The organism is Paraburkholderia guartelaensis (assembly GCF_004353905.1).
In the GTDB taxonomy this organism is placed as follows: Bacteria; Pseudomonadota; Gammaproteobacteria; order Burkholderiales; family Burkholderiaceae; genus Paraburkholderia; species Paraburkholderia guartelaensis.
Genome location: NZ_SMOD01000007.1, coordinates 271,542 through 294,825 on the forward strand (window position 1 = coordinate 271,542; position 23,284 = coordinate 294,825).

The following is a 23,284-nucleotide window of genomic DNA, read 5'->3' on the forward strand; positions in this document are numbered from 1 at the left end:
GTGCTCGTTGCGTGTGATGTCCTGTTACTTCTTGCCCGGAGCGGGCGTGTCACTGATGAAGCGCATGCCGGCCGCCCTTATCGCAAACCCGTTCGGATAACGCAAGTCCGCGTATTCGATCTCTTTGCCCCAACGTTGCGTCACCGCCGACCATGCTGCGATGAGGCGGTGCGAACGCTCGCTCAGTGTGTCGGCGTTACGCTCGCGGCCCAACTCCACCTGCATGCCGTTCGAGAGCTTCACCGTCCATGCGTAACGCGGCGAGAGCGTCACTTCGTCGGGCGTGAGCCCGAGCGGCGCGAACCACTTCTCCAGGTCGCGGTAGCGCGCAACCACCTCGGGCGCCGTGCCGTCGGGGCCGTCGAACGCGGGCAACTCTTCGTCGAGTTCGCCCTGGTTCGCCGTGAACAGCTCGCCGTCCGTGCTCACGAGCTGATCGCTGCCCCACGTACCCAGCGGTTTGTACTCTTCGAGCGTGACAGCCAGTGCGTTGGGCCACACGCGGCGCACGCTCGCGTGACGCACCCACGGCATCTGCTCGAACGCGGCGCGCGCCGTATCGAGATCGACCGTGAAGAAGTTGCCCTTCAGCCGGCCGACCACGCTCGCTCGCACGGTGGGCGAATTGATGTGCTCGGTGTCGCCCTCGATGCGGATCTCCCGCAGCGCGAAGTTCGGGCGCTGCACGAGCCAGTAGCAGCCAGCCGCCAGCAACGCGAACGCGAGCAGCGCGTGCAACGCGTTGGCGGCAAGGTTGAGCTGGCGTACGTTATTCCACATTTAGAGATTGTCGGTTCAATACCGGTTCGGCAATTCGTCGGTCAGAGATTAATTAGGGGTTCAATCTTTTAGCGTCTGTGCCAGCACGCGTACCACCAGATCGCGATACTCGATGCCGACCGACCGCGCAGCCTTCGGCGGCAGCGAGTGATCGGTCATGCCCGGCGCCGTGTTCACTTCGAGGAAGTACGCGTTGCCTGCGCCGTCCATCATGAAATCGGCGCGGCCCCAGTCGGTGCAGCCGAGCACGTCGAACGCGCGGCGCGCGAGCTTCTTCAGTTCAGCCTCTTTCTCCGGCGCGACGCCGCAGGGAATCAGATACTGCGTCGTGTCGAGGATGTACTTCGCGTCGTAGTCGTAGAACTCACCCGCCGGCACGATCTTGATGATCGGCAGATCGAGGTCGCCCGCGATGCACGCGGTGTACTCGCCGCCGCCTTCGATGCTCTTTTCCACCAGCACGATCTTGTCGAACTTCGCGGCCTCTTCGAGCGCCGGCACGAGTTCGGCTTCCGCCTTCACCTTGATCACGGCCACACTCGAGCCTTCGCTCGCAGGCTTCACGAAGAGCGGCAGGCCGAGCTTCGCGATGATCTGCGGCGCGCGCGCCGCGTAGTCGTCTCCGCGCAGCACCGCTTCGAACGGCGGTGTGGGAATGCCGAGCTGCTGCCACACGAGCTTGCTGCGGAACTTGTCGAGCCCGAGCGCGGAACCGAGCACGCCCGTGCCCGTATAGCGAATGCCGTAGAAGTCGAGCGCGCCCTGGATCTGGCCGTTCTCGCCGTAGCCACCGTGCAGCGCGTTGAAGGCGCGCACGAAGCCTTCGTCCTTGAGCGCCGAAAGCGGGCGCTCGGACGGGTCGAACGGATGCGCGTCGATGCCGGCGCTCTGCAGCGCCTGCAGCACGAGCGTGCCCGACTTGAGCGACACCTCGCGCTCGGCCGACACGCCGCCGTACAGCACCGCGACCTTGCCAAATTGTTTCGGATCGATACTGCTCATGTCACTCACGCCTTCTGTTCCTGTTGGGCGATTCGGCCCGGCACGCCGCCGATCGAACCCGCGCCCATCGTAATCACCACATCGCCGTCGCGCACCACTGCTGCAAGCGCCTCCGGCACTTCATCCACGGTCTCGACGAACACCGGCTCGACCTTGCCCGCCACGCGAATCGCGCGTGCGAGCGCGCGGCCATCCGCTGCGACGATCGGCGCTTCGCCGGCCGCATAGACATCGGTCAGCACGAGCGCATCGACGGTCGACAGCACGCGCACGAAGTCTTCGAAACAGTCGCGCGTACGCGTATAGCGGTGCGGCTGGAACGCCAGCACGAGACGGCGCTCGGGAAACGCGCCGCGCGCCGCTGCGATCGTCGCGGCCATTTCCACCGGGTGATGGCCATAGTCGTCGATCAACGTCCAGGCGCCGCCGCCGTTGACGGGAATCTCGCCATAGCGCTGAAAACGACGGCCCACGCCGTTGAATTCCGCGAGCGCGCGTTGAATATCGGCGTCCTTCACTTCGAGTTCGGTCGCGATCGCAATCGCGGCGAGCGCGTTCTGCACGTTGTGCGTGCCCGGCAAATTCAGCACGATGTCGAGCGACGGCGCGTCTTCGCGCATCACCGTGAAGTACATCTTGCCTTCGCGCGCGACCACGTTGACGGCCCGCACCTGCGCGTCGGACGCGAAGCCGTAACGGATGATCGGCTTCGAGACGAACGGCAGAATCTCCTTCACGTTCGGGTCGTCCACGCACAGCACCGCAATGCCATAGAACGGCAGGCGATGCGTGAATTCGATGAACGCCTGCTTCAGGCGCGCGAAGTCGTGCCCGTAGGTGTCCATGTGATCGGCGTCGATGTTCGTAATGACTTCGATCACCGGGAACAGGTTCAGGAACGATGCATCGGATTCGTCGGCTTCGGCCACGATGAAGTCGCCCGTGCCCAAGCGCGCGTTCGCGCCCGCGCTGATCAGACGCCCGCCGATCACGAAAGTCGGATCGAGCCCGCCCGCGGCCAGCACGCTCGCCACGAGCGAAGTCGTGGTGGTCTTGCCGTGCGTGCCTGCAATTGCGATGCCCTGCTTCAGACGCATCAGTTCCGCGAGCATTACGGCGCGCGGCACGATGGGAATGCGGCGATGGCGTGCCGCGAGCACTTCGGGGTTGTCGCTGCGCACCGCGGTCGAAACGACCACGGCATTCGCGCCTTCGATGTTCTCTTCGGCATGGCCGATCGCGATGCGCGCGCCGAGCGCGGCGAGTCGATCGGTGACCGCGTTCTTCGCGAGGTCCGAGCCGCTTACCTGATAGCCGAGGTTGACGAGCACTTCGGCGATGCCGCTCATGCCCGCACCGCCGATGCCAACGAAATGGATATGTTTGACGATGTGTTTCATTGCTTTCCTCCCGCACTTACGCCCGCCACAGCCGCGCAGATGCGCGCGACCTGATCGGCGGCGTCGGGTTTCGCGAGCGCGCGAGCGCGCCCGGCCATTTCCGCCAGCGATGTTCTGGTCTGATGCCGCAACCAGTCGGCGAGTCCTTCCGCCGTCAGGTCGCGTTGCTGCACCACGAGCGCTGCGTCCTTGTCGGCAAGGAACGCGGCGTTGGTGGTCTGGTGGTCGTCCACGGCGTAGGGGAACGGCACGAAGCATGCCGCCACACCCACGGCCGCGATTTCGGCCACCGTCATTGCGCCCGAACGGCAGACCACGAGATCCGCGTTCCGGTAGGCGCTCGCCATGTCGTCGATGAACGGCACGAGCTGCACCGTGTCATTCAGTTCGAGTCCGGCGTCGAGATAGTTTTGACGCAAGGCGTCGATGTGCTTCGCGCCCGCCTGATGCACGATGTGCGGACGTTCTTGCGGCGCGAGCAGCGAAAGCGCGCGCGGCACCACTTCGTTGAGCGCCGTCGCGCCGAGACTGCCGCCCACCACGAGCACGCGCAGCGGACCGCTGCGCGCGGCGTAGCGTGCCGCCGGCGCGTCGACGTGTTCGAGCGCTTCGCGGATCGGGTTGCCGGTCCACTCGGCGTTCGGCAACGCGCCCGGAAACGCCACGAGCACGCGCTTGGCCAGCTTCGCGAGCACCTTGTTCGCGAGGCCGGCGATCGAATTCTGTTCGTGCAGCACGAGCGGACGGCCCGACAGCGCACTCATCACGCCCGCCGGGAATGTGATGTAGCCGCCCATGCCGAGCACGACGTCGGGCTTCACGCGGCGTAGCGCCGCGAGGCTCTGCGTGCAGGCGCGCAGCAGGTTCAGCGGCAGCATCAGCTTGGTCTTGATACCTTTGCCGCGCACGCCGCCAAAGCGCACGTACTCCATCGTGATGCCGTGCTTGGGCACGAGCGTCGCTTCCATGCCTGCGGGATTGCCGAGCCACACCACGCGCCAGCCCCACTGCTCCATGCGATGTGCGACGGCGAGACCCGGGAACACGTGTCCCCCGGTGCCGCCGGCCATCACCATGAGCGTGCGCGTTGCTGCGGTCATACCTTGCCTCCGCGCATCAAGACCCGGTTCTCGTAGTCCACACGCAACAGCAGCGCCACCGCAATGCAGTTCAGCAAGATGCCCGAGCCGCCATAGCTCACGAGCGGCAGCGTGAGACCCTTGGTCGGCAACAGCCCCAGGTTCACGCCCATGTTGATGAAGGCCTGCGCGCCGAACCACACGCCAAGCCCCTTGGCGACGAGACCCGCGAACGTGCGGTCGAGCGCGAGCGCCTGGCGGCCGATCTCGAACGAGCGGCGCACGATCCAGTAGAACAGCAGGATCACGATCAGCACGCCGACGAAACCGAGTTCCTCGCCGATCACGGCGAGAATGAAGTCGGTGTGCGCTTCCGGCAGATAGTTGAGCTTCTCGACGCTGCCGCCAAGACCGACGCCAAACCATTCGCCGCGACCGAACGCGATGAGCGAGTGCGTAAGCTGGTACGCCTTGCCCTGCGCGTAGCGGTCGTCCCACGGATCGAGGTACGCGAAGATCCGCTCGCGGCGCCACGGCGACGCCCACACGAGAATCGTGAACGTACCGACTGCGGTGGCCACGAGGCCGCCGAACAGCTTGCCGTTCACGCCGCCGAGGAACAGCACGCCCATAGCGATCGCGGCGATCACCATGAATGCGCCCATGTCAGGCTCGAGCAGCAGCAGCGCGCCGACCACGCCCACGGCGAATGCCATCGGCAGGAAGCCTTTCGCGAAGCTATGCATGTATTCCTGCTTGCGCACCGTGTAGTTCGCCGCGTAGATCGTCACGGCGAGCTTCATGATTTCCGACGGCTGCATGTTCGTGATGCCGAGCGGAATCCAGCGACGCGCGCCGTTCACGCCCTTGCCGATGTGCGGAATCAGCACGACCACGAGCATGGCGAGCGAGATGAGAAAGAGCTTGGGCGCGTAACGCTCCCACGTCGAAACGGGAATACGGAACGCGATGAGCGCCGCGACCGTGGCGATCACGAGCGAAACGATATGGCGCGCGAGAAACGCCCAGTCGCGGTACGAGGCGTACTTGGGCGAATCGGGCATGGCGATCGAGGCCGAGTAGACCATCACCACGCCAAGACCGAGCAGCGCGATCACGGCCCACAGGAGCGAGTGGTCGTAGTCGAGCATGCGCGAGCGGCCAGGACGCACGCCGTTGACGACGCTCGCAAGACCGCCCGAGCGAGCGCCGCCGCCCGACGAACCGCCGGCCTGACCGTCTTCGCGCGAGAGACGCGCACCGAATCGCTCGGACCAGCTCATATCATCGTCCCCCGTTCTGCAGCGATTTCTTCTACGGTGTCGTGGAACACGGCCGCGCGATGGGCGTAGTTGCGGAACATATCGAGGCTCGCGCAAGCGGGCGAAAGCAGCACGACGTCGCCGGGTTGCGCGAGCGCCGTCGCCGCGCGCGTGGCTTCTTCGAGCGTCGCGTGATCGCTCATCGCGATGCCGGTTTCCTCGAGCGCCGCGCGGATCTTCGATGCGTCGCGACCGATCAGCATGACGGCGCGGCACCAGCGTGCAACCGGGGCGACGAGCGGGTCGAAGTCCTGGCCCTTGCCGTCGCCGCCGGCGATCAGCACGGTGCGCTGCGCGAGGCCGTCGAGCGCCGCCACCGTCGCGCCGACGTTCGTGCCCTTGCTGTCGTCCACATAGTCGATGCCGTCGATCGATGCGATCAGCTCCACGCGATGCGGCTCGCCGCGATACTCGCGCAGGCCGTGCAGAAGCGGCGCGGGCGCGAGATCGATCGCGCGCGTGAGCGCGAATGCCGCGAGCGCGTTGGCTGCGTTGTGCAGGCCGCGAATGCGCAGGGCGTCGGCAGGCATGAGGCGCTTCATGCCGAGATTTACGGGCGCCGCTTCCTGCTGCTTGCGGCGACGGGGAGACACAGGCACGTCGGCCGCGTCGAGGTCGTGCGCCTGCACGAGCCACTGCATGCCGTTTTCGCGCAAGAGGCCCAGGTCGCCGTCGTTCTCGGGCTCGTTCAGGCCGAAGGTCACGACCTTCGCGTCGCCACTCGCCTTCACGCTCGCGAGCGACATGACACGCGCGTCGTCGCGGTTAAGCACGCGCGTCGTGCGCGGCCCGAAGATACGGCCCTTCGCGGCTGCGTAGGCGTCGAGGCCGCCGTGCCAGTCGAGATGGTCCTGCGTGATGTTGAGGACCGCCGCGGCGTCCGGCTCGAACGTGTGCGCCGTCTCCAGCTGGAAGCTCGACAGTTCGAGCACCCAGACGTCGGGCAGCGCGGTGTTGTCGATGGCTTCGGCGAGCTTGTCGAGCATGGCTGGGCTGATGTTGCCTGCCACCGCTACGCGCTTGCCCGCGCGCTCGCAAAGCATGCCTGTCAGGCTCGTCGTGGTGGTCTTGCCGTTCGTGCCGGTGATGGCGAGCACCTTCGGTGCGTAGCCGCTCTCGCCGAGATGGCGCAGCGCCTGCGCGAAGAGTTCGAGTTCGCCCCACACTTCGATGCCGCGCTCACGCGCCGCCGCGATCAGCGGCACGAGATCTTCGGCGAGCGGCGAGAGGCCCGGGCTGATCGCTACGAGCTCCACGCCCTCGAGCAGCGCCGTCGTGAACGCACCGCCCACGAAATCGGCATCGATGCCGCGTGCGGCGACTTCGGGAAGATTGGGCGGCGCTTCGCGCGTGTCGGCAATGCGCAGGCGGCAACCATGCCGCGCGCACCAACGCGCCATCGCGAGACCCGATTCCCCGAGTCCCAGCACGAGCACCATCGGCTTTTGCCGATCCCGAAACTTCTCGCCGAACATCGCTTGCTTCCCTTGCTTACTTAGAGGCTCAACGCAGCTTGAGCGTGGACAGACCGATCAGACACAGCATCAGCGTGATGACCCAGAAACGCACGACAACCTGCGTTTCCTTCCAGCCAGACAACTCGAAATGGTGATGCAGCGGCGCCATCTTGAAGATGCGGCGCCCTTCGCCGTAACGCTTTTTCGTGTACTTGAACCAGGTGACCTGCAGCATCACGGAGAGCGTCTCCGCAACGAAGATGCCGCCCATGATGAAGAGCACGATTTCCTGACGCACGATCACCGCGATGGTTCCCAGCGCGCCGCCGAGCGCGAGCGCGCCCACGTCGCCCATGAACACCTGGGCCGGATATGTGTTGAACCAGAGGAACGCGAGCCCTGCCCCGCCCATCGCCGAACAGAAGATGAGCAGTTCGCCGGCTCCGGCGATATGCGGAAAGAGCAGATACTTCGAGTAGACCGAGCTGCCCATCACATAGGCGAACACGCCGAGCGACGCGCCGACCAGCACCACCGGCATGATCACGAGACCGTCGAGGCCGTCGGTGAGGTTCACGGCGTTGCTCGCGCCGACGATCACGAAATACGTGAGCGCGATGAAGCCCCACACGCCGAGCGGATAGCTGATCGACTTCAGGAACGGCAGCAGCAAGTCGGCGCGCGCGGGCAGGCCCATCGACAGGCCGCTACGCACCCACGCCATGAAGAGATCGAACACGCGTACGTTGCTCGCTTCGGAGACGCTGAACGCGAGATACACCGCAGCGAAGAGACCGATCACCGACTGCCAGAAGTACTTCTCGCGCGAAGACATGCCGCGCGGGTCCTTGTAGACGACCTTGCGATAGTCGTCGACCCAGCCGATCGCGCCAAAGCCGAACGTGACGAGCATCACGATCCAGATGAAGCGGTTCGTGAGGTCACCCCACAGCAAGGTGGAAACCGCGATGCCCAGCAGAATGAGCACGCCGCCCATGGTGGGCGTGCCGGACTTCACGAGGTGAGTTTGCGGGCCGTCCGTACGCACGGCCTGGCCGACCTTCATTGCGGTGAGCTTGCGGATCACCCACGGGCCGAGGAAAAGCCCGATCGCCATCGCGGTGATGGTAGCCATCACCGCACGGAACGTCAGATAACTGAACACGCGCAAGAAGCTTGCGTCATTCTGCAGCCATTGCGCCAGCGCCAGTAGCATGCCTTGTATTCCTTCGTATTTCAGTGCGCACCGGACTTGGCGTCCGGCGCAGGGTTTTGCGGATTCGTCGGCGGGTTTGTCAATGCCGCCACCACGCGCTCCATCTGCATGAAGCGCGAGCCTTTCACGAGAATCGTTGCGCCAGCGCCGTAACCGGCACCAGCCAGTGCGCGCACGAGTTCGCCCACGTCCGATGCATGCAGCGCCTGCGCGCCGAACGCCGCCGCGCTGTCACGCGCTGCGTCGCCGAGCGTGTAGAGCGCGTCGATGCCGCGTTCCTTCGCGTAAGCGCCCACCTCGCGGTGAAATGCGGGACCGTCGTCGCCGACTTCGCCCATGTCTCCGAGCACCAGCACGCGCGGCGACGTGCGCGAAGCCAGCACGTCGATCGCTGCACGCACCGAGTCGGGATTCGCGTTGTAGGTGTCGTCGATCACCATCGCGCCCGTCAACTCGCCAAGCGCCGCGCGCTTCACCTGCAAGCGGCCCTTCACCGGCTCGAACGCCTCGAGCCCGCGGCCGATCGCTTCGAGCGATACGCCCGACGCAATCGCCGCCGCCGTGGCCGCGAGCGCGTTGTGCGCGTTGTGTGCGCCCAGCACCTTCAACTCCACTTCGAGATGGCCTTCCGGCGTCGCGATCGCGAGACGGTTGCCCCCGAGCTTGTCGACGAGCTTGCCGGTGACTGCCGCTTCGACCGCACGCGTATCGGTATGCAACGCGAAATCGAGAATGCGCGAACCCGTAGCCGCCACGCGCCAGATGCTCGCGTAGGCGTCGTCGGCGGGAAACACCGCGACGCCCGTGGGCTTGAGCGTGTGAATCACGCTTGCATGCTCGAGCGCGACGGCTTCCACCGTCGCCATGAATTCCTGATGTTCGCGCTGCGCGTTGTTCACCACCGCGACCGTCGGCTCGGCGAATTTCGCGAGCAACTCGGTCTCGCCCGGGTGATTCATGCCGAGTTCGACCACCGCCAGCTGATGAGCGCCGTTCAAACGCAGCAACGTTAACGGCACGCCGATGTCGTTATTGAGGTTTCCGGTGGTCGCGAGACGCAAATTTTCACCAACGGCCGCCGCGAAAATCGACGCGATCATTTCCTTGACCGTCGTCTTGCCGTTGCTGCCCGTCACGGCGACGAGCGGCATCGAGAAGCGGCGGCGCCAGCCGAGTGCGAGCGCGCCCAGCGCCTTGCGCGTGTCGTCCACGCGCAGCGCGGGAATGCGCCAATCGCCGGGGCTGCGCGAAACGAGCGCTGCGCTCACGTGGCGGTTCGCGACCTCGCCGAGAAAGTCGTGCGCGTCGAAGCGGTCGCCCTTGAGCGCAACAAAGAGATCACCGGGGCCGGTGGTGCGGCTGTCGGTCGAAATGCGCTCGAACGTTGCGTTCTCGTCGCCGAGTACGCTCGCGCCGGGAATCAGCGCCGCGGCTTCCCGCAGGGAAAGCATCGTCATTCACCACCTCCGCGCCCGTGTGTGGCACGGGCGGCGAGTGCAAGCCGCGCATGGTCCTGATCGGAGAACGCGCGCTTCTTGCCCATGATTTCCTGGGTCGCCTCGTGGCCTTTGCCGGCCAGCACGACGACGTCTTCGCGCGCCGCGCCGCGCACCGCCTGCAGGATCGCGCTCGCGCGATCCTCGATGCGGCGCGCCTTCGCGGCGTCGCGCATGCCTTGCGCGATCTGCTCGATGATCGCGGCGGGCGATTCGCTGCGCGGGTTGTCGCTCGTCACGACGACCTGGTCGGCGAGGCGTTCCGCGATCGCGCCCATGAGCGGGCGCTTGGTCGCGTCGCGATCGCCGCCGCAGCCGAACATGCAGATGAGCTGGCCGCCGCGTGCGGCTGCCATCGGACGCAGCGCTTCGAGCGTTTTTTCGAGCGCGTCCGGCGTATGCGCGTAATCGATCACGACGAGCGGCTCGTCTTGATCGGCGCGGCCGCCAAGACGCTCCATGCGGCCGTTCACCGGCTGCAGCTTCGAGATCTCGTTGAGCGCCGCGACGAGCGGCACATTCGCCGCAAGCAGCGCGCCGAGCACGCCGAGCAGATTGCTCACGTTGAAGAGGCCGAGCACGTGCGCCTCGACTTGCGCCTCGCCCCAATCCGACGTTTCCAGATGAAACGCGGTGCCGGTGGCGGTCGCGCGCACGTCGTTCGCGCGCAGCCAAGCGTCTGCGACGGGTGCGTCGGCGGCGGGCGTCGCCACGCTATACGCAATCGTGCGTGCCTTGCCGCGTGTAGCGGCAATCAGGCGGCGGCCCGCTGCGTCGTCAGCGTTGATGATCGCGGCGCGCAGGCCCGGCCATGCGAACAGACGCGCCTTCGCGGCCTCGTAGGCCTCGAACGTGTGGTGATAGTCGAGATGGTCTTGCGTGAGATTCGTGAAGACGGCGATGTCGAACGAGGTCCCGTTCACGCGGCCCTGATGCAGCGCGTGCGAGGAGACTTCCATCGCAATCGCCTGTGCGCCGGCACCGCGCAATTGCGCGAGGCTGCGTTGCAGCTGCGGAGCATCGGGCGTAGTGAAACCCGTATGCACGAGCTGGCCCGGAAAGCCCGTGCCCAGCGTGCCGACGATCGCGCACTTCTGGCCGATGGCCGTGAACGCAGAGGCGATCCACTGGCTGCAGGACGTCTTGCCGTTCGTGCCCGTCACGCCGACCACGAGCATGGCGTCGCTCGGGTCGCCATACCAGCCGCTTGCGATTTCACCCGCGAGCACGTCGAGTTGCGGCACAGCGAGTGCAATCGACGCGTCGAGCTGTTCGCCCGCATAGCCTTCCGGCTGATACAGCACGGCTGCGGCGCCACGTTCGATCGCATTGGCGATGTGCGGGCGGTTGTCCGCGCCCTCGACGGCGTAGGCGAGAAACACGTCGCCCGGCTGGAGCGAGCGCGTGTCGGCGTGCAGGCCCGCTTCTGGCGCGACGTGCGCGCGCAGCCATGCGAGCGCGTCCGCGATCTGCCGGTGCGCGGGATGCTGGGTGCGCGTGGCGCTCATCGGACGACTCCGGGTCGATTTTTCGCGTTGTCCGCGACGGTCATGTGATGCGCGGCCGCGGCGCTTTTCGCGGTAGTCGTGTTCGCCACGTGCTTCACGGGCGCAGCGGGCGCGTTTGCGACGGACGGGGCCGAGGCGGCGGCGCTGTTGTCCTCGACGACGAGCTGTTTCACCGGCATATCCGGCGGAACGTTGAGCGAGCGCAGCGTGTCGCCGACGATGCCCGAGAACACCGGACCCGACACCGCGCCGCCAAAGTGGCTGCCTGCCGTCGGTTCGTCGACCGTAACGGCCACGACGATACGCGGATTCGGCATCGGCGCCATGCCGACGAACGACGCGCGGTACTTCGAATGATCGTAGCCGTGCGGCCCGTGCTTGTACGCCGTACCGGACTTGCCGCCCACGCGGTAGCCGGGCACGGCGGCGTCAGGCGAAGTGCCGTCCTTCGACACCACGCTCTCCAGCATCGTGCGCACTTCACGCGCCGTGGTCGGCGCGAACACCTGGGTGCCCTGCACCGGCTGCGTGTCGCCTGGGTGGCGGAAGATCGTCACAGGCAGAATCTGGCCGTCGTGCGCGATCGCCGTGTACGCGCGCGCAAGCTGGAACAGCGAAACAGAGAGGCCGTAGCCGTAGGACATCGTCGCCTGCTCGATGCGGCGCCAGCTTTTCCACGGACGCAAACGGCCCGCCGCCGCGCCGGGGAACCCGACCTTCGGCGCCTGACCGAGACCGATGCTGGTGTACATGTCCCACATTTCTTCGGGCTTGAGCGTCATCGCGATCTTGGTCGCGCCGATGTTGCTCGACTTCTGGATCACGCCACCGACCGTCAGGACGCCGAACGCCGCGTCGTCGGTGATGGTCGCGCCGTCGAGCGTGAAGTGCCCCGGGCCCGTATCCACCAGTGTACTCGGCGAGACGCGGTGCAGATCCAGCGCGAGCGACACCGTGAAGGGCTTCATGATCGAGCCCGGCTCGAACACGTCGGTGAGAATGCGGTTGCGCAACTGCTCGCCCGTGAGGTGCGAGCGGTCGTTCGGGTTGTAGGTCGGATAGTTCACGAGCGCGAGCACTTCGCCCGTGCGCACGTCCACCACCATCGCAGCGCCAGCCTTGGCCTTGAACTTCTCGACGGCGGCCTTCAGGTTCGAATAGGCGATGTACTGAATCTTGCTGTCGATCGACAGTTCGACGTCCTTGCCATCGTGGGGCACGACCGTTTCGTCGACGTCTTCGACGATGTGGCCCATGCGGTCCTTGATGACGTGGCGAATGCCCGGCACGCCGGCGAGTACCTTCTGATCCGACAGCTCGACGCCTTCCTGGCCTTCGTCCTCGACGTTGGTGAAGCCGATCAAGTGCGCGGTGACGTCGCCTTCCGGATAGAACCGCTTGTATTCGTTGCGCTGGTAAACGCCCGGAATGTCGAGCGCCGTCACTTTCTGCGCGACGTCGAGCGGCACCTGACGCTTCACGTAGACGAACGTCTTGTCTTCGGAGAGCTTCGCGCGCAGCTCTTTCGTGTTCATGCCGAGCAGCGCGCCAAGCTGGTTGAGCTTGTCGGCGCCGAGGTCGTCGGGCACGGCTTCGGGAATCGCCCAGATCGCGCGCACGGGCAGACTCGTGGCGAGCACGAGGCCGTTACGGTCGAGAATCTTGCCGCGCGTGGCCGGCAACTCGATCGTACGCTGGTAGCGGCTTTCGCCCTGCTTCTGATAGAACGCGTTGCCGGGGCCCTGAATCCAGAACGCGCGCGCGGCGAGCGCGACGAACGCCATGAAAAGCAGGAACACGACGAGCTTCGAGCGCCACATCGGCAGGCGCACGGAGAGAATGGGGTTGGCGCTAAAGGCTACGCTCTTGCGGCGATTGTCCTTTTTCATCGCGTGCCTCCGCGGCGGGCAGGCGTGGGCGCGGCGCCCTGCGGGGGCGCCGAGGTCGGCACGGGTGCGTCGACGGCGGTTGCGCTGCCGGGCGCGAGCGTCAGATATTGCGTGCGTCCAGTCGTGACGGGCTGCATCTTGAGCGAGTCGGTAGCGATCTGTTCGATGCGCGACGTTCTCGACAGCGCGCTCTGCTGATATTGAAGCTGTGCGTAGTCCTGCTGAAGCTGATGCTCCTGCGACTGCGCACGTTGCAACTGGATGAAGATCTGGCGCTGCTGATTGGTGGCGTTCACGACGGAAAGCGCGCACCCCATGACGACGATCAGCAGGAAGATGTTCAGACGATTCATGGCGTGACGCGCTCCGCGGTGCGCATCACGGCCGAGCGGGCGCGCGGGTTCGCGGCGACTTCCTCGTCGCTCGCGAACACGCGACCGAGCAGCTTGAGCGGCGGGCTCGGCAGGTCGACGGCGCGGATCGGCAGGCGGCGATCCACCGCCGGCGCGCTCGCGTGCGCCTGCATGAACCGCTTGACGATCCGGTCTTCGAGCGAATGAAAGCTGATGACCACCAGCCGCCCCCCCTGTTCCAGCAACGACAGTGCTGCTTCTAGAACGACCTGCAGCTCCGCAAGCTCTTGATTGACGTGAATCCGTATAGCTTGAAAGGTGCGGGTTGCCGGGTCCTTACCCTTCTCACGGGTTTTGACGACGTTAGCCACGATTTGGGCAAGCTCGCCCGTGCTGTCGAGAGGCCCGAGACGGTCGGACTCTGCCCGGCGAGCAACAAGCGCCTTTGCAATCTGAAAAGCAAACCGTTCTTCCCCATAATCCCGAATTACCTCCGTCAGTTCCTGCAACGTGGCCCGAGCGAGCCAGTCAGCGGCGGACTCGCCGCGCGTCGGGTCCATCCGCATGTCGAGTGGGCCATCCGCGCGGAAACTGAAACCGCGCTCCGGGTCGTCGATTTGCGGCGACGACACGCCAAGGTCCAGCAATATTCCCGACACACGCCCTACCCCGCGCGACGCGAGCTCGTCACGCAGCGAAGCAAAACTCTCATGCACGATCGAAAACCGCGCGTCGCCAATGGTTTGCGCCGTCGCGATCGCCAGCGGGTCCTTGTCGAACGCGATCAGGCGCCCGGCCTCGCCGAGACGCCCGAGGATCGCGCGACTATGCCCGCCGCGGCCGAACGTGCCGTCCACATAGACGCCGTCCGCGCGTGTGACCAGCGCGTTCACCGCTTCGTCTAGCAGCACCGTGCGATGCTGCAGTCCCTGTCCCATCGCAGATGCCATAGCTTTTTGAACCGCGATCAGAACGTGAAATTTTTCAAGGCGTCGGGCATGCCCTGCGCCATCGCCGCCTGTTCCTTGGCGGCGTAGGTCTGCGCATCCCACAACTCAAAATGACTACCCATGCCGAGCAGCATGACTTCCTTTTCCATTCCTGCTGCCAGACGCAATTCAGGTGAGACGAGCACGCGGCCCGCACTGTCGACATCGACGTCGGACGCATTGCCCAGAAAAATGCGGCGCCACCAGTGCGCGTCCATCGGCAAGGCGGCGACCTTCGAGCGGAACACTTCCCATTCGGGGCGCGGAAATAGCAACAGGCAGCCGTCCGGGTGCTTGGTGATCGTCACCCGTCCTTCTGCCTGTTGTTGCAGCGCTTCCCGATAGCGAGACGGAATCGACATCCGTCCTTTCGCATCGAGTGTCAGCGCCGACGCCCCCTGGAACAATTTGCTCCCCCTAATGCGGCGCTTTTGGCCGCCCGCCTAAATCCCGGAAAATCTACCTGAATACGCGCCTGAAATCACACAAAAATACACTTTCTCACACTGTCTCCCACTTTAGAGGAACGCCCAACGAGGGTCAAGGGAGACCGGACGTTTTTTGACGAAATTTATCCGCTAGAACAAGGACTTAGCGGCACTTGTTGAAGTCGGGACAAAAGCCAAAAACCGTTATGAATGAATGAGCTAACGCAGGTTCTGAAGGTGATACGTGAAAAGCGCGGCGATAAACGGCCTATGGCGGGATCGAGCGGGGGGCTTGCGGGGATTAAAACCGGGGGCTGAAAGCTCTGAAAGATTAATCCGGGTTTGGGCCGACAGTGATTGCCGGCCCATGCCCAATAATCAGATGTAGTAGGCCGTGCGCGTCATCACTTTCGATGCTACACGCATTAGCGAGCGCACCGGCAAAGGCAATTCGACTCCGCCCAGATCGGTGGCCGATTTCGCGTGCGAGATTTCGTCGGCGCGCATTTGCTCGACGACGGCGCGCGACTCGAGATCGGCGGGCGGCAAGCTGTCGAGATGGCTGTCGAGATGATGCTCGACCTGGCGCTCGGTTTCGGCCATGAAGCCAAGGCTCACCTTGTCACCCAGGCGGCCGGCGGCGAAGCCGATAGCAAGCGCGCCCGCGTACCACAGCGGATTAAGGAGACTCGGACGCGAGTCGAGCGCCTGCAGCCGGCGCGAGGTCCACGCGAGGTGATCCTCTTCTTCGCGCGCGGCCTGTTCGAAGGCAGCTCTGAGCGAGGGCGAGCGCGCCGAGATTTTTTGCGCCTGATACAGCGCCTGGGCACACACTTCGCCGACGTGATTGACGCGCATGAGACCGGCGGCGTGGGTGCGCTCGGCGGGTGTGAGTTCGCTGCCGGCTGGTACGGCATCGCCCTCGGGCGTCACTTCGATGGTAACGGGGGAAGGCTGCGGCATCGGACGCGTCATGCGCGACACGCCGGTGAGAGAGCGCAGGCCCCGGTCGAATTCGGTAATCAAGTCATCTAGCGTCATCCAGCCTCCCTTTCATTTCGTTGGCGAGCCGGATTTGTCGCTCGCCCGGACTGCCCTTTCACCTCTACACAAACTCACGGAGATCCGTCAATCCGGGGCAGCGCCGATAGATAGCCGCATATTCTAGACCATGTTGTGTAAACGAAACAGGTACTTAGCGAGGCCCTGGCTTTTCCTTTGTGACTATTAACCCTTTTGTTACATTACGTGCAACTTCTCGCGAAGTTAGAAGGACAGGACCCCGCACTATAAAAAACCGGTCCTGTTAGAAGACGCAAAAGATTCGCAAACACTGGAGATCATTCAATGAAGAAGTCGCTTCTCGCGCTGGCTGCGCTGGGCGCGTTCGCGGGCGTTGCTCACGCTCAGAGCAGCGTCACGCTGTACGGCATCATCGACGAAGGTTTCAACATCAACACGAATTCGGGTGGCAAGCACCTGTACAACCTCTCGAGCGGCGTGATGCAAGGCAGCCGTTTCGGCCTGCGCGGCGCTGAAGACCTCGGCGGCGGCCTGAAGGCAGTCTTCGTGTTGGAAAACGGTTTTGACGTGAACACCGGCAAGCTCGGTCAGGGCGGCCTGATGTTCGGTCGTCAGGCTTATGTCGGCCTCTCGAGCGCACAGTTCGGCACGGTCACGCTGGGTCGCCAGTACGACTCCGTCGTCGACTACGTCGGCCCGCTCGAAGCAGGCGACCAGTGGGGTGGCTACATCGCTGCCCACCCGCAAGATCTGGACAACTTCAACAACGCCTACCGTACGAACAACACGGTCAAGTTCACGAGCGCTAACTACGCTGGCCTGACGTTCGGCGGCACGTACAGCTTCGGTGGCCAGGCAGGCAACTTCTCGGCGAACCAGATCTGGTCGTTGGGCGCTGGCTACAACAACGGTCCCCTCGTCCTCGGCGTTGGTTACCTGAACGCACGTACGCCGAACGCTACCGGCGGCCTGTTCAACAACGGCGGCTCGGCTGGCGCATCCGCAGCCCTGACGGCTGCTGGCAACCCGGTCTACGGCGGCTTCGCATCGGCTAACACGTACCAGGTCATCGGCGCAGGCGGCGCATACACGTTCGGCGCAGCAACGCTCGGCCTGACGTACTCGAACGTCAGCTTCCGCAACCTCGGCGCCACGTCGACCTCGCTGTTCGAGCGCGGCACGAACGCCAACTTCAACAACGTCGAAGCGAACGTCAAGTACCAGTTCACGCCGGCCCTGCTGGCAGGCTTTGCGTTCGACTACACGGACGGCAGCAGCGTCACGCGTGCGAATGGCACGAGCGACGGCGGCGCGAAGTACTTCCAGTACTCGATCGGCACGGATTACTTCCTGTCGAAGCGCACGGACGTCTACCTGATCGGCGTGTACCAGCACGCTACGGGTACCGACTCGACGGGCGGCACCGCTGTTGCATCGATCAACGGCCTGACGCCGTCGAGCACGAACAACGTGTTCACGGCTCGCGTTGGTATCCGTCACAAGTTCTAAGAAGAACAGTCGCTGTAATCTCGAAGGCGCCTCCGGGCGCCTTTTTTCTTTGGTGCGTTTTGTCGTTTCGCGACAGCGCGCGAAAAAAACGGCCTGCCCTCGATGGGCAGGCCGCTTTCTTTCTACGTTGCGCTCGGTTCGTGGGTCTTGCGTCAGGCGCGACCGTCGCGCAACTCGCGACGCAGGATCTTTCCGACATTACTCTTCGGCAGATCGTTGCGGAACTCGATGATCTTCGGCCGCTTGTAGCCGGTGAGCTGCGTCTTGCAGTACTCGAACACATCCTTGTCCGTGAGCGCCGGGTCCTTCTTGACGATATAGAGCTTCACCGCCTCGCCCGAATTCTGGTCCGGCACGCCCACCGCCGCCACTTCGAACACGCCCGGCAGCCTGGCCACGACGTCCTCGACTTCGTTCGGATACACATTGAAGCCGGAGACCAGAATCATGTCCTTCTTGCGGTCGACGAGCTTGATGTAGCCACGCGCGTTGATGAGACCGACGTCGCCCGACTTGAAGTAGCCGTCCGGCGTCATGACCTTCGCCGTTTCTTCCGGGCGCTGCCAGTAGCCCGCCATCACTTGCGGCCCGCGGATGCAGATCTCGCCAGCCTCGCCGATCGGCAGTTCGTTGCCGGCGTCGTCGCGAATCGAGATTTCGGTGGAAGGCAGCGGCAAGCCGATCGTGCCGGTGTATTCCGTTGCCGTTACCGGATTGCAGGTCACGCTGGGCGAGGTCTCCGAGAGGCCATAGCCTTCGACGATCGGCGTATGCGTGCGCTCGTACCAGCGCTTGGCCACGGCTTCCTGCACCGCCATGCCGCCGCCGTTTGCGACGAGCAGGTGCGTGAAGTCCAGATTGCCGAAATCCGGGTGGTTGAGCATCGCGTTGTAGAGCGTGTTCACCGCGGGGAAACAGGTGATCGAGTAGCCGCGCAGCTCCTTGATCATGCCGCCGATATCGCGCGGATTTGGAATCAGAATCGCGAGACCGCCGGTGCGCAGCGTCAGCAGCCCGCAAACGGTCAACGCGAACACGTGGTACAGCGGCAGAGCCGCGACCGTCACCGCTTGCGTACCGGACGGCAATTTCTCGAGTGCGGGCTCTGTCCATGCCGCCGACTGCAGCACGTTGGCGACCAGGTTGCCATGCAGCAGCGTCGCCCCCTTGGCCACGCCGGTCGTCCCGCCCGTGTACTGAAGGAAGGCGGCGTCCTCGGGCGTCTGCTCGACGCGCGTGAAGCCTTTGCGTGCCCCTTCGGCGAGCGCGTCGTTAAAGCGCACGTGGCCGGGAAGGTTCCAGGCGGGCACCATCTTCTTCACGCTACGCACGACGAAGTTGACGATGAAGCCTTTCGCGCCAAGCAGATCGCCCATCGCCGCGACCAGCACGTGCTTCACGCGCGTATTGGCGACAACCGCGCTCACGGTCCCGGCGAAATTTTCGAGGACGACGATCGCCTCGGCGCCGCTGTCCTTCAGCTGGTGTTCGAGTTCGCGCGGCGTGTAGAGCGGGTTCACATTCACGACGACGTATCCCGCACGCAGCACTGCGGCGAGCGCGACCGGATACTGGAGCACGTTGGGCATCATGAGCGCAATGCGCGCGCCACGTGCGATGCCGCGCGACTGGAACCACGCGGCCAGACGCTGGGAGAGCTGGTCCAGCTCGCCGTAGGTGATCGTCTTGCCCATGCAGGCGAAAGCGGGCTTTGCACGGAATTCGCTGAAGCTCTCCTCGAGCAGCGCCGTCACGGACGCGTAACGGCTCGCGTCGATTTCAGCGGGAACGCCGGGCGGGTAAGATTTCAGCCAGACTTTTTCCATGCAGCGTCTCCTCCTTGATTTTTCGAATGGTCGTGCTAAAAAATTGGATCGTAGCATGGCGACCCAACGTTTATGTCAGCAAATCAGCGAGTTAGAAAGGCCCCTCGAACGTGCGTTGTGGGGCCGCTAGCGGTAGCGTGAGGCGCCGTCAGGCGCGCTCGACCTCGACGAGGCAATCGTAGAAAGTCGCCGAGCCACCAAGGTCGGTGAGCGCCTGGCTCGTCACCTCGTTGGCGTTGCGGCCGTCCGGCGCGAGTTTCTTCCACCAGATCGACAATCCAACCACGAGACCGCTGCGCGCTCGGTCAGTCACACGCGCCCGCGCGCGCATCGATCCGCGATCATTGAACACGCGAACCTCATCGCCATCGGCAATCTCGCGGCTCGCGGCGTCAGCGGGATGGAGGTCCACGTGCGGCTGCCCTTCTGTCGCGCGCAGGCTCTCCACGTTCACGAAGGTGCTGTTGAGGAAGTTGCGCGCAGGCGGCGAGATCATCGCGAGCGGATAACGCGCGGCGAGCTCGGGCGCGCCGTCCGCCGACTCGTACGGTGGCAGGTAGTCGGGCAGCGGGTCGAGCCCGGCCTTCGCAAGCGCTTCGCTATGGAACTCGCACTTGCCCGTAGACGTGCGAAAACCGCCGTTCGCGAACGGCGCTTCGGGAATGTTCAGCTTCAGCCAGCCTTCGCGCTTGAGCGCCGCCCAGTCTGCACCGCCCAGCGCAGGATCGCTCCAGTCGAATGCGTGGGCCGCCACGTCTTCGTCGCTTTCGAACAGCGCCGGCTCGGTCAGGTCCATCGCGCGCGCGATGGAACGGAAGATTTCGGTATTCGGCCGCGCGTCGCCAACGGGCGCGATGGCAGGCAAGTTCGCCATGACATGCGTGTGGCCGTAGGACTTGTGGACATCGAGATGTTCGAGTTGGGTCGTGGCCGGCAGCAGCAGATCGGCGTAATCGGCGGTGTCGGTCTGGAACTGCTCGAGCACGATAGTGAAGAGGTCCTCGCGCGCAAAGCCAGCCGCGACCTTCGCCGACTCGGGCGCAACCGCAACCGGATTCGAGTTGTAGACGACGAGCGCTTCGACCTTCGGCCCGAATGTGGCGTCGCCTGCGTGCGTGAGCGCGTCGCCGATCTGGTTCATGTTGACGATGCGCGGCTGATGCTGCGGCCAGCCCGGGATCAGATCCGGACGCTGGAGCGCGTTCGCATCGACAGGGGCCCAGCCCGACGACGAAAGCAGCACGCCGCCCGCGCGATCGCGCCACGCGCCCGTCAACGCGGGCAGGCAGGCTATGGCGCGTACGGCGTTGCCGCCGCCGCGCACGCGTTGCAGGCCGTAGTTCATACGAATCGCCGCCTTGCGCGTCGAGGCGTAAAGGCGCGCGAGATCGACGACGACCTGTTCCTCGATGCCGCAGATCTCGGCGACGCGCGCGGGCGTGTAGGTAAGCGCGCGCGCCTTCAGCGCGTCGAAGCCGTGCGTGTGGGCCGCAATGTAATCGTGGTCGAGACGGTCCTCAGCGATCAGCACGTGCATCATGCCGAGCGCGAGAGCGCCATCCGTGCCGGGCTTGAGCGCAATGTGCTGATGGCACTTCTCGGCCGTCAGCGAGCGATAGGGGTCGATTGCGATCAACTTCGCGCCGTTGCGTTTCGCTTCCTGCGCGCGGGTCCAGAAGTGCAGGTTCGACGCGATCGGGTTGGCGCCCCAGATCAGGATGACTTCGCTTTCCGCGAAATACTCTGTGAGCATGCCGAGGCTCGAGCCGAAGGTATAACGCAGGCCGGCGGCGCCCGCCGCCGCGCAGATCGTGCGATCGAGACGCGATGCGCCTAGCTTGTGAAAAAAACGCTGGGCGATGCTATCGCCTTGAACGAGTCCCATCGTGCCCGCATAGCTGTACGGCAGGATCGCTTCGGGCGCGCGCTGCGCGATTTCGCCGAGGCGTTCGGCTGCGATGCGACAGGCTTCGTCCCAGCTGATCGGCTCGAAACGCCCGTCCCCCTTGCGCCCCACACGCTTCATCGGCTGCGTCAAACGCTTCGGATGATGGACACGCTCCGCATAGCGGGTGACCTTCGTGCACAGCACGCCTTGCGTGGGCGGGTGGTCAGGGTCGCCGCTCACCTTGATTGCCCGGCCGTTTTCGACGGTCACACGCATCGCACAGGTATCGGGACAATCGTGCGGGCAAACTGCACGTGCAAATTCGGCTGGGGCGTTCATCGGAATTCCGTGGGTGAGGCGTTCTGTCGTAGCAGCGATTTTATTATGTTCGGGGCGCGCGCCCTGTACGCACCCTGTAGGTTGGCGCGAAAAAAAAGGTTCGGCGTAGAATGGTCCGTCTAGACCCGGCCTATTTTGGAGACGAAGGCCGGGCGCCCACTTTTTGAGCACCGTCCGCCATGAAACTGATTCCGGAAATCCAGGCCGCCCAAGGCGAAATTCAGGGCCTCCGACGAACGATCCACGCGCATCCCGAACTGCGCTACGAAGAAACCCAAACCTCCGACCTCGTTGCGGCGAAGCTCACAGAATGGGGCATTGAAGTGCATCGCGGCATGGGCAAGACCGGCGTCGTCGGCGTGCTCAAACGCGGCACCGGCAAACGTATGGTCGGATTGCGCGCCGATATGGACGCGTTGCCGATCCAGGAACTCAACACGTTTGATCATCGCTCGCGCAACGAAGGCAAGATGCACGCGTGCGGCCACGACGGCCATACTGCGATGCTGCTCGGCGCGGCGCAGTATCTCGCGCGGCACGGACAGTTCGACGGCACGATCGTCTTCATTTTCCAGCCCGCCGAAGAAGGCGGCGCCGGCGCGAAAGCCATGATCGAAGATGGCCTCTTCAAACAGTTTCCTGTGGATGCCGTTTTCGGTATTCACAATTGGCCGGGCATGCCGGCTGGCTACTTCGGCGTGACCGAAGGGCCGATTATGGCCTCGAGCAACGAATTCCGCATTGAAATCAAGGGTGTAGGTTCGCACGCCGCGTTGCCGCACAATGGTCGTGATCCAGTCTTCACGGCGGTGCAGATCGCGAACGGGTTGCAGAGCATCATCACCCGCAACAAGAAGCCGCTCGATACGGCCGTGCTCTCGATCACGCAGATTCATGCAGGCGATGCGGTCAACGTGGTGCCGAATACGGCCTGGATCGCGGGAACGGTGCGTACCTTCACGACGGACACGCTGGATCTGATCGAATCGCGACTGCGCAAGATCGCCGAGAGCACAGCTGAAGCGTATGACTGCTCGGTCGACATCACCTTCCATCGCAACTATCCGCCTACGGTGAACAGCAGCGCGGAGGCGCAGTTCGCCGCGGAGGTCATGCGCGAGGTGGTCGGCGCCGATCACGTCGACGCGAACGTCGAGCCGACCATGGGCGCCGAGGACTTCTCGTTCATGCTGCTGGAGAAGCCCGGCTGCTACGCGTTTCTCGGCAACGGCGAAGGCGGCCACCGGGATGCAGGACACGGCGCAGGCCCTTGCATGCTGCACAACGCGAGCTATGACTTCAACGATCAACTGCTGCCGGTGGGATCGTCGTTTTGGGTGCACCTGGCGACGAAATTTCTAGCGCAGCAGTAATTCGAGGCACCAATGCAAAAAGCCGTCCATTGGACGGCTTTTTTGTTTTCCTGCATCTGAAAGAAGCGTAAACGCCAGAACCCCGGCGCTCTTTCGGAGACACCGGGGTTCTGGACGTTACTGCATAAGGAGCCTGACGATTACCTACTTTCACACGGGCAATCCGCACTATCATCGGCGTGGAGCTGTTTCACGGTCCTGTTCGGGATGGGAAGGGGTGGGACCAGCTCGCTATGGTCATCAGGCATGACGGGTTGCTGCGTCGCAGGGTGCTGCGCCACAGCCAATCGGGAAGAAGCGTAAAGAGGTGTTGCTGAATTGGGGTTGTGTTGTTTCAGGCACAACACGCGATCGCTCAACCTGTGCGTCCTTCTCTCCACAGCCGGAGGGAGGCACACCTGTTATAG

At 64.3% G+C, this 23,284-nt stretch carries 18 protein-coding genes and 1 rRNA gene; 2 read left to right on the forward strand and 17 right to left on the reverse strand.

Features of this window, described 5'->3' with window-relative positions:
- Positions 1-24 precede the first annotated feature (24 nt).
- From E1N52_RS11960 to coq7, 14 genes are all read right to left on the reverse strand, one after another.
- Entirely contained in the window at positions 25-780 is a 756-nt protein-coding gene (locus tag E1N52_RS11960) for a cell division protein FtsQ/DivIB (protein WP_133182995.1), read from the reverse strand.
- A gap of 60 nt (positions 781-840) precedes the next feature.
- A complete protein-coding gene (locus E1N52_RS11965) occupies positions 841-1,782 on the reverse strand; it encodes a D-alanine--D-alanine ligase (protein WP_133182996.1) in 942 nt (313 codons plus the stop codon).
- 5 nt (positions 1,783-1,787) lie between these two features.
- The gene (gene murC, locus E1N52_RS11970) at positions 1,788-3,182 is read right to left on the reverse strand and encodes a UDP-N-acetylmuramate--L-alanine ligase (protein WP_133182997.1); all 1,395 of its coding nucleotides are present in this window, start codon (positions 3,180-3,182) and stop codon (positions 1,788-1,790) included.
- Entirely contained in the window at positions 3,179-4,282 is a 1,104-nt protein-coding gene (gene murG / locus E1N52_RS11975) for an undecaprenyldiphospho-muramoylpentapeptide beta-N-acetylglucosaminyltransferase (protein WP_133182998.1), read from the reverse strand. Before murG ends, murC begins: the two co-directional genes overlap by 4 nt.
- Complete coding sequence (gene ftsW / locus E1N52_RS11980; RefSeq protein WP_133182999.1) at positions 4,279-5,544, reverse strand: putative lipid II flippase FtsW; 1,266 nt, start codon at positions 5,542-5,544, stop codon at positions 4,279-4,281. Before ftsW ends, murG begins: the two co-directional genes overlap by 4 nt.
- Positions 5,541-7,058 carry a UDP-N-acetylmuramoyl-L-alanine--D-glutamate ligase gene (gene murD / locus E1N52_RS11985; protein WP_133183000.1) on the reverse strand — a complete coding sequence of 506 codons (1,518 nt, stop codon included), beginning with the start codon at positions 7,056-7,058 and terminating at the stop codon, positions 5,541-5,543. The genes ftsW and murD overlap by 4 nt, the downstream gene beginning before the upstream one ends.
- Positions 7,059-7,086: 28 nt before the next feature.
- Positions 7,087-8,256, reverse strand: a complete 1,170-nt coding sequence (gene mraY / locus E1N52_RS11990) for a phospho-N-acetylmuramoyl-pentapeptide-transferase (protein WP_028207787.1) — start codon at positions 8,254-8,256, stop codon at positions 7,087-7,089.
- Positions 8,257-8,276: 20 nt separating this feature from the next.
- Positions 8,277-9,713 (reverse strand): UDP-N-acetylmuramoyl-tripeptide--D-alanyl-D-alanine ligase, encoded by a 1,437-nt coding sequence (locus E1N52_RS11995; protein ID WP_133183001.1) that lies wholly within the window; start codon positions 9,711-9,713, stop codon positions 8,277-8,279.
- Positions 9,710-11,260 carry a UDP-N-acetylmuramoyl-L-alanyl-D-glutamate--2,6-diaminopimelate ligase gene (locus E1N52_RS12000; RefSeq protein WP_133183002.1) on the reverse strand — a complete coding sequence of 517 codons (1,551 nt, stop codon included), beginning with the start codon at positions 11,258-11,260 and terminating at the stop codon, positions 9,710-9,712. The genes E1N52_RS11995 and E1N52_RS12000 overlap by 4 nt, the downstream gene beginning before the upstream one ends.
- Entirely contained in the window at positions 11,257-13,149 is a 1,893-nt protein-coding gene (locus E1N52_RS12005; protein ID WP_133183003.1) for a peptidoglycan D,D-transpeptidase FtsI family protein, read from the reverse strand. Before E1N52_RS12005 ends, E1N52_RS12000 begins: the two co-directional genes overlap by 4 nt.
- On the reverse strand, positions 13,146-13,502 hold the full coding sequence (gene ftsL / locus E1N52_RS12010) for a cell division protein FtsL (protein ID WP_028207784.1): 357 nt from the start codon (positions 13,500-13,502) through the stop codon (positions 13,146-13,148). Before ftsL ends, E1N52_RS12005 begins: the two co-directional genes overlap by 4 nt.
- A complete protein-coding gene (gene rsmH / locus E1N52_RS12015) occupies positions 13,499-14,452 on the reverse strand; it encodes a 16S rRNA (cytosine(1402)-N(4))-methyltransferase RsmH (protein WP_133183004.1) in 954 nt (317 codons plus the stop codon). The genes ftsL and rsmH overlap by 4 nt, the downstream gene beginning before the upstream one ends.
- Positions 14,453-14,469: 17 nt before the next feature.
- Positions 14,470-14,898 (reverse strand): division/cell wall cluster transcriptional repressor MraZ, encoded by a 429-nt coding sequence (mraZ, locus tag E1N52_RS12020; protein ID WP_028207782.1) that lies wholly within the window; start codon positions 14,896-14,898, stop codon positions 14,470-14,472.
- A gap of 399 nt (positions 14,899-15,297) precedes the next feature.
- Positions 15,298-15,960 (reverse strand): 2-polyprenyl-3-methyl-6-methoxy-1,4-benzoquinone monooxygenase, encoded by a 663-nt coding sequence (gene coq7, locus E1N52_RS12025; protein WP_133183005.1) that lies wholly within the window; start codon positions 15,958-15,960, stop codon positions 15,298-15,300.
- Positions 15,961-16,266: 306 nt separating this feature from the next.
- On the opposite strand from coq7, the gene E1N52_RS12030 reads away from it, so the two are divergent.
- Positions 16,267-17,451, forward strand: coding sequence for a porin (locus E1N52_RS12030; RefSeq protein ID WP_133183006.1), 1,185 nt, complete (start codon positions 16,267-16,269; stop codon positions 17,449-17,451).
- Between the two features lie 152 nt (positions 17,452-17,603).
- On the opposite strand, the gene E1N52_RS12035 is transcribed toward E1N52_RS12030, so the two are convergent.
- Both E1N52_RS12035 and E1N52_RS12040 read right to left on the reverse strand, forming a co-directional pair.
- On the reverse strand, positions 17,604-19,277 hold the full coding sequence (locus E1N52_RS12035) for a long-chain fatty acid--CoA ligase (RefSeq protein WP_133183007.1): 1,674 nt from the start codon (positions 19,275-19,277) through the stop codon (positions 17,604-17,606).
- A 148-nt stretch (positions 19,278-19,425) separates the two neighbouring features.
- Complete coding sequence (locus tag E1N52_RS12040; RefSeq protein ID WP_133183008.1) at positions 19,426-21,504, reverse strand: molybdopterin-containing oxidoreductase family protein; 2,079 nt, start codon at positions 21,502-21,504, stop codon at positions 19,426-19,428.
- 179 nt (positions 21,505-21,683) lie between these two features.
- On the opposite strand from E1N52_RS12040, the gene E1N52_RS12045 reads away from it, so the two are divergent.
- Positions 21,684-22,877 carry a M20 aminoacylase family protein gene (locus E1N52_RS12045; RefSeq protein WP_133183009.1) on the forward strand — a complete coding sequence of 398 codons (1,194 nt, stop codon included), beginning with the start codon at positions 21,684-21,686 and terminating at the stop codon, positions 22,875-22,877.
- A gap of 131 nt (positions 22,878-23,008) precedes the next feature.
- Here E1N52_RS12045 and rrf read toward each other — a convergent pair.
- Positions 23,009-23,122: ribosomal RNA gene (rrf, locus tag E1N52_RS12050) — 5S ribosomal RNA — on the reverse strand.
- Between the last annotated feature and the right edge of the window lie 162 nt (positions 23,123-23,284).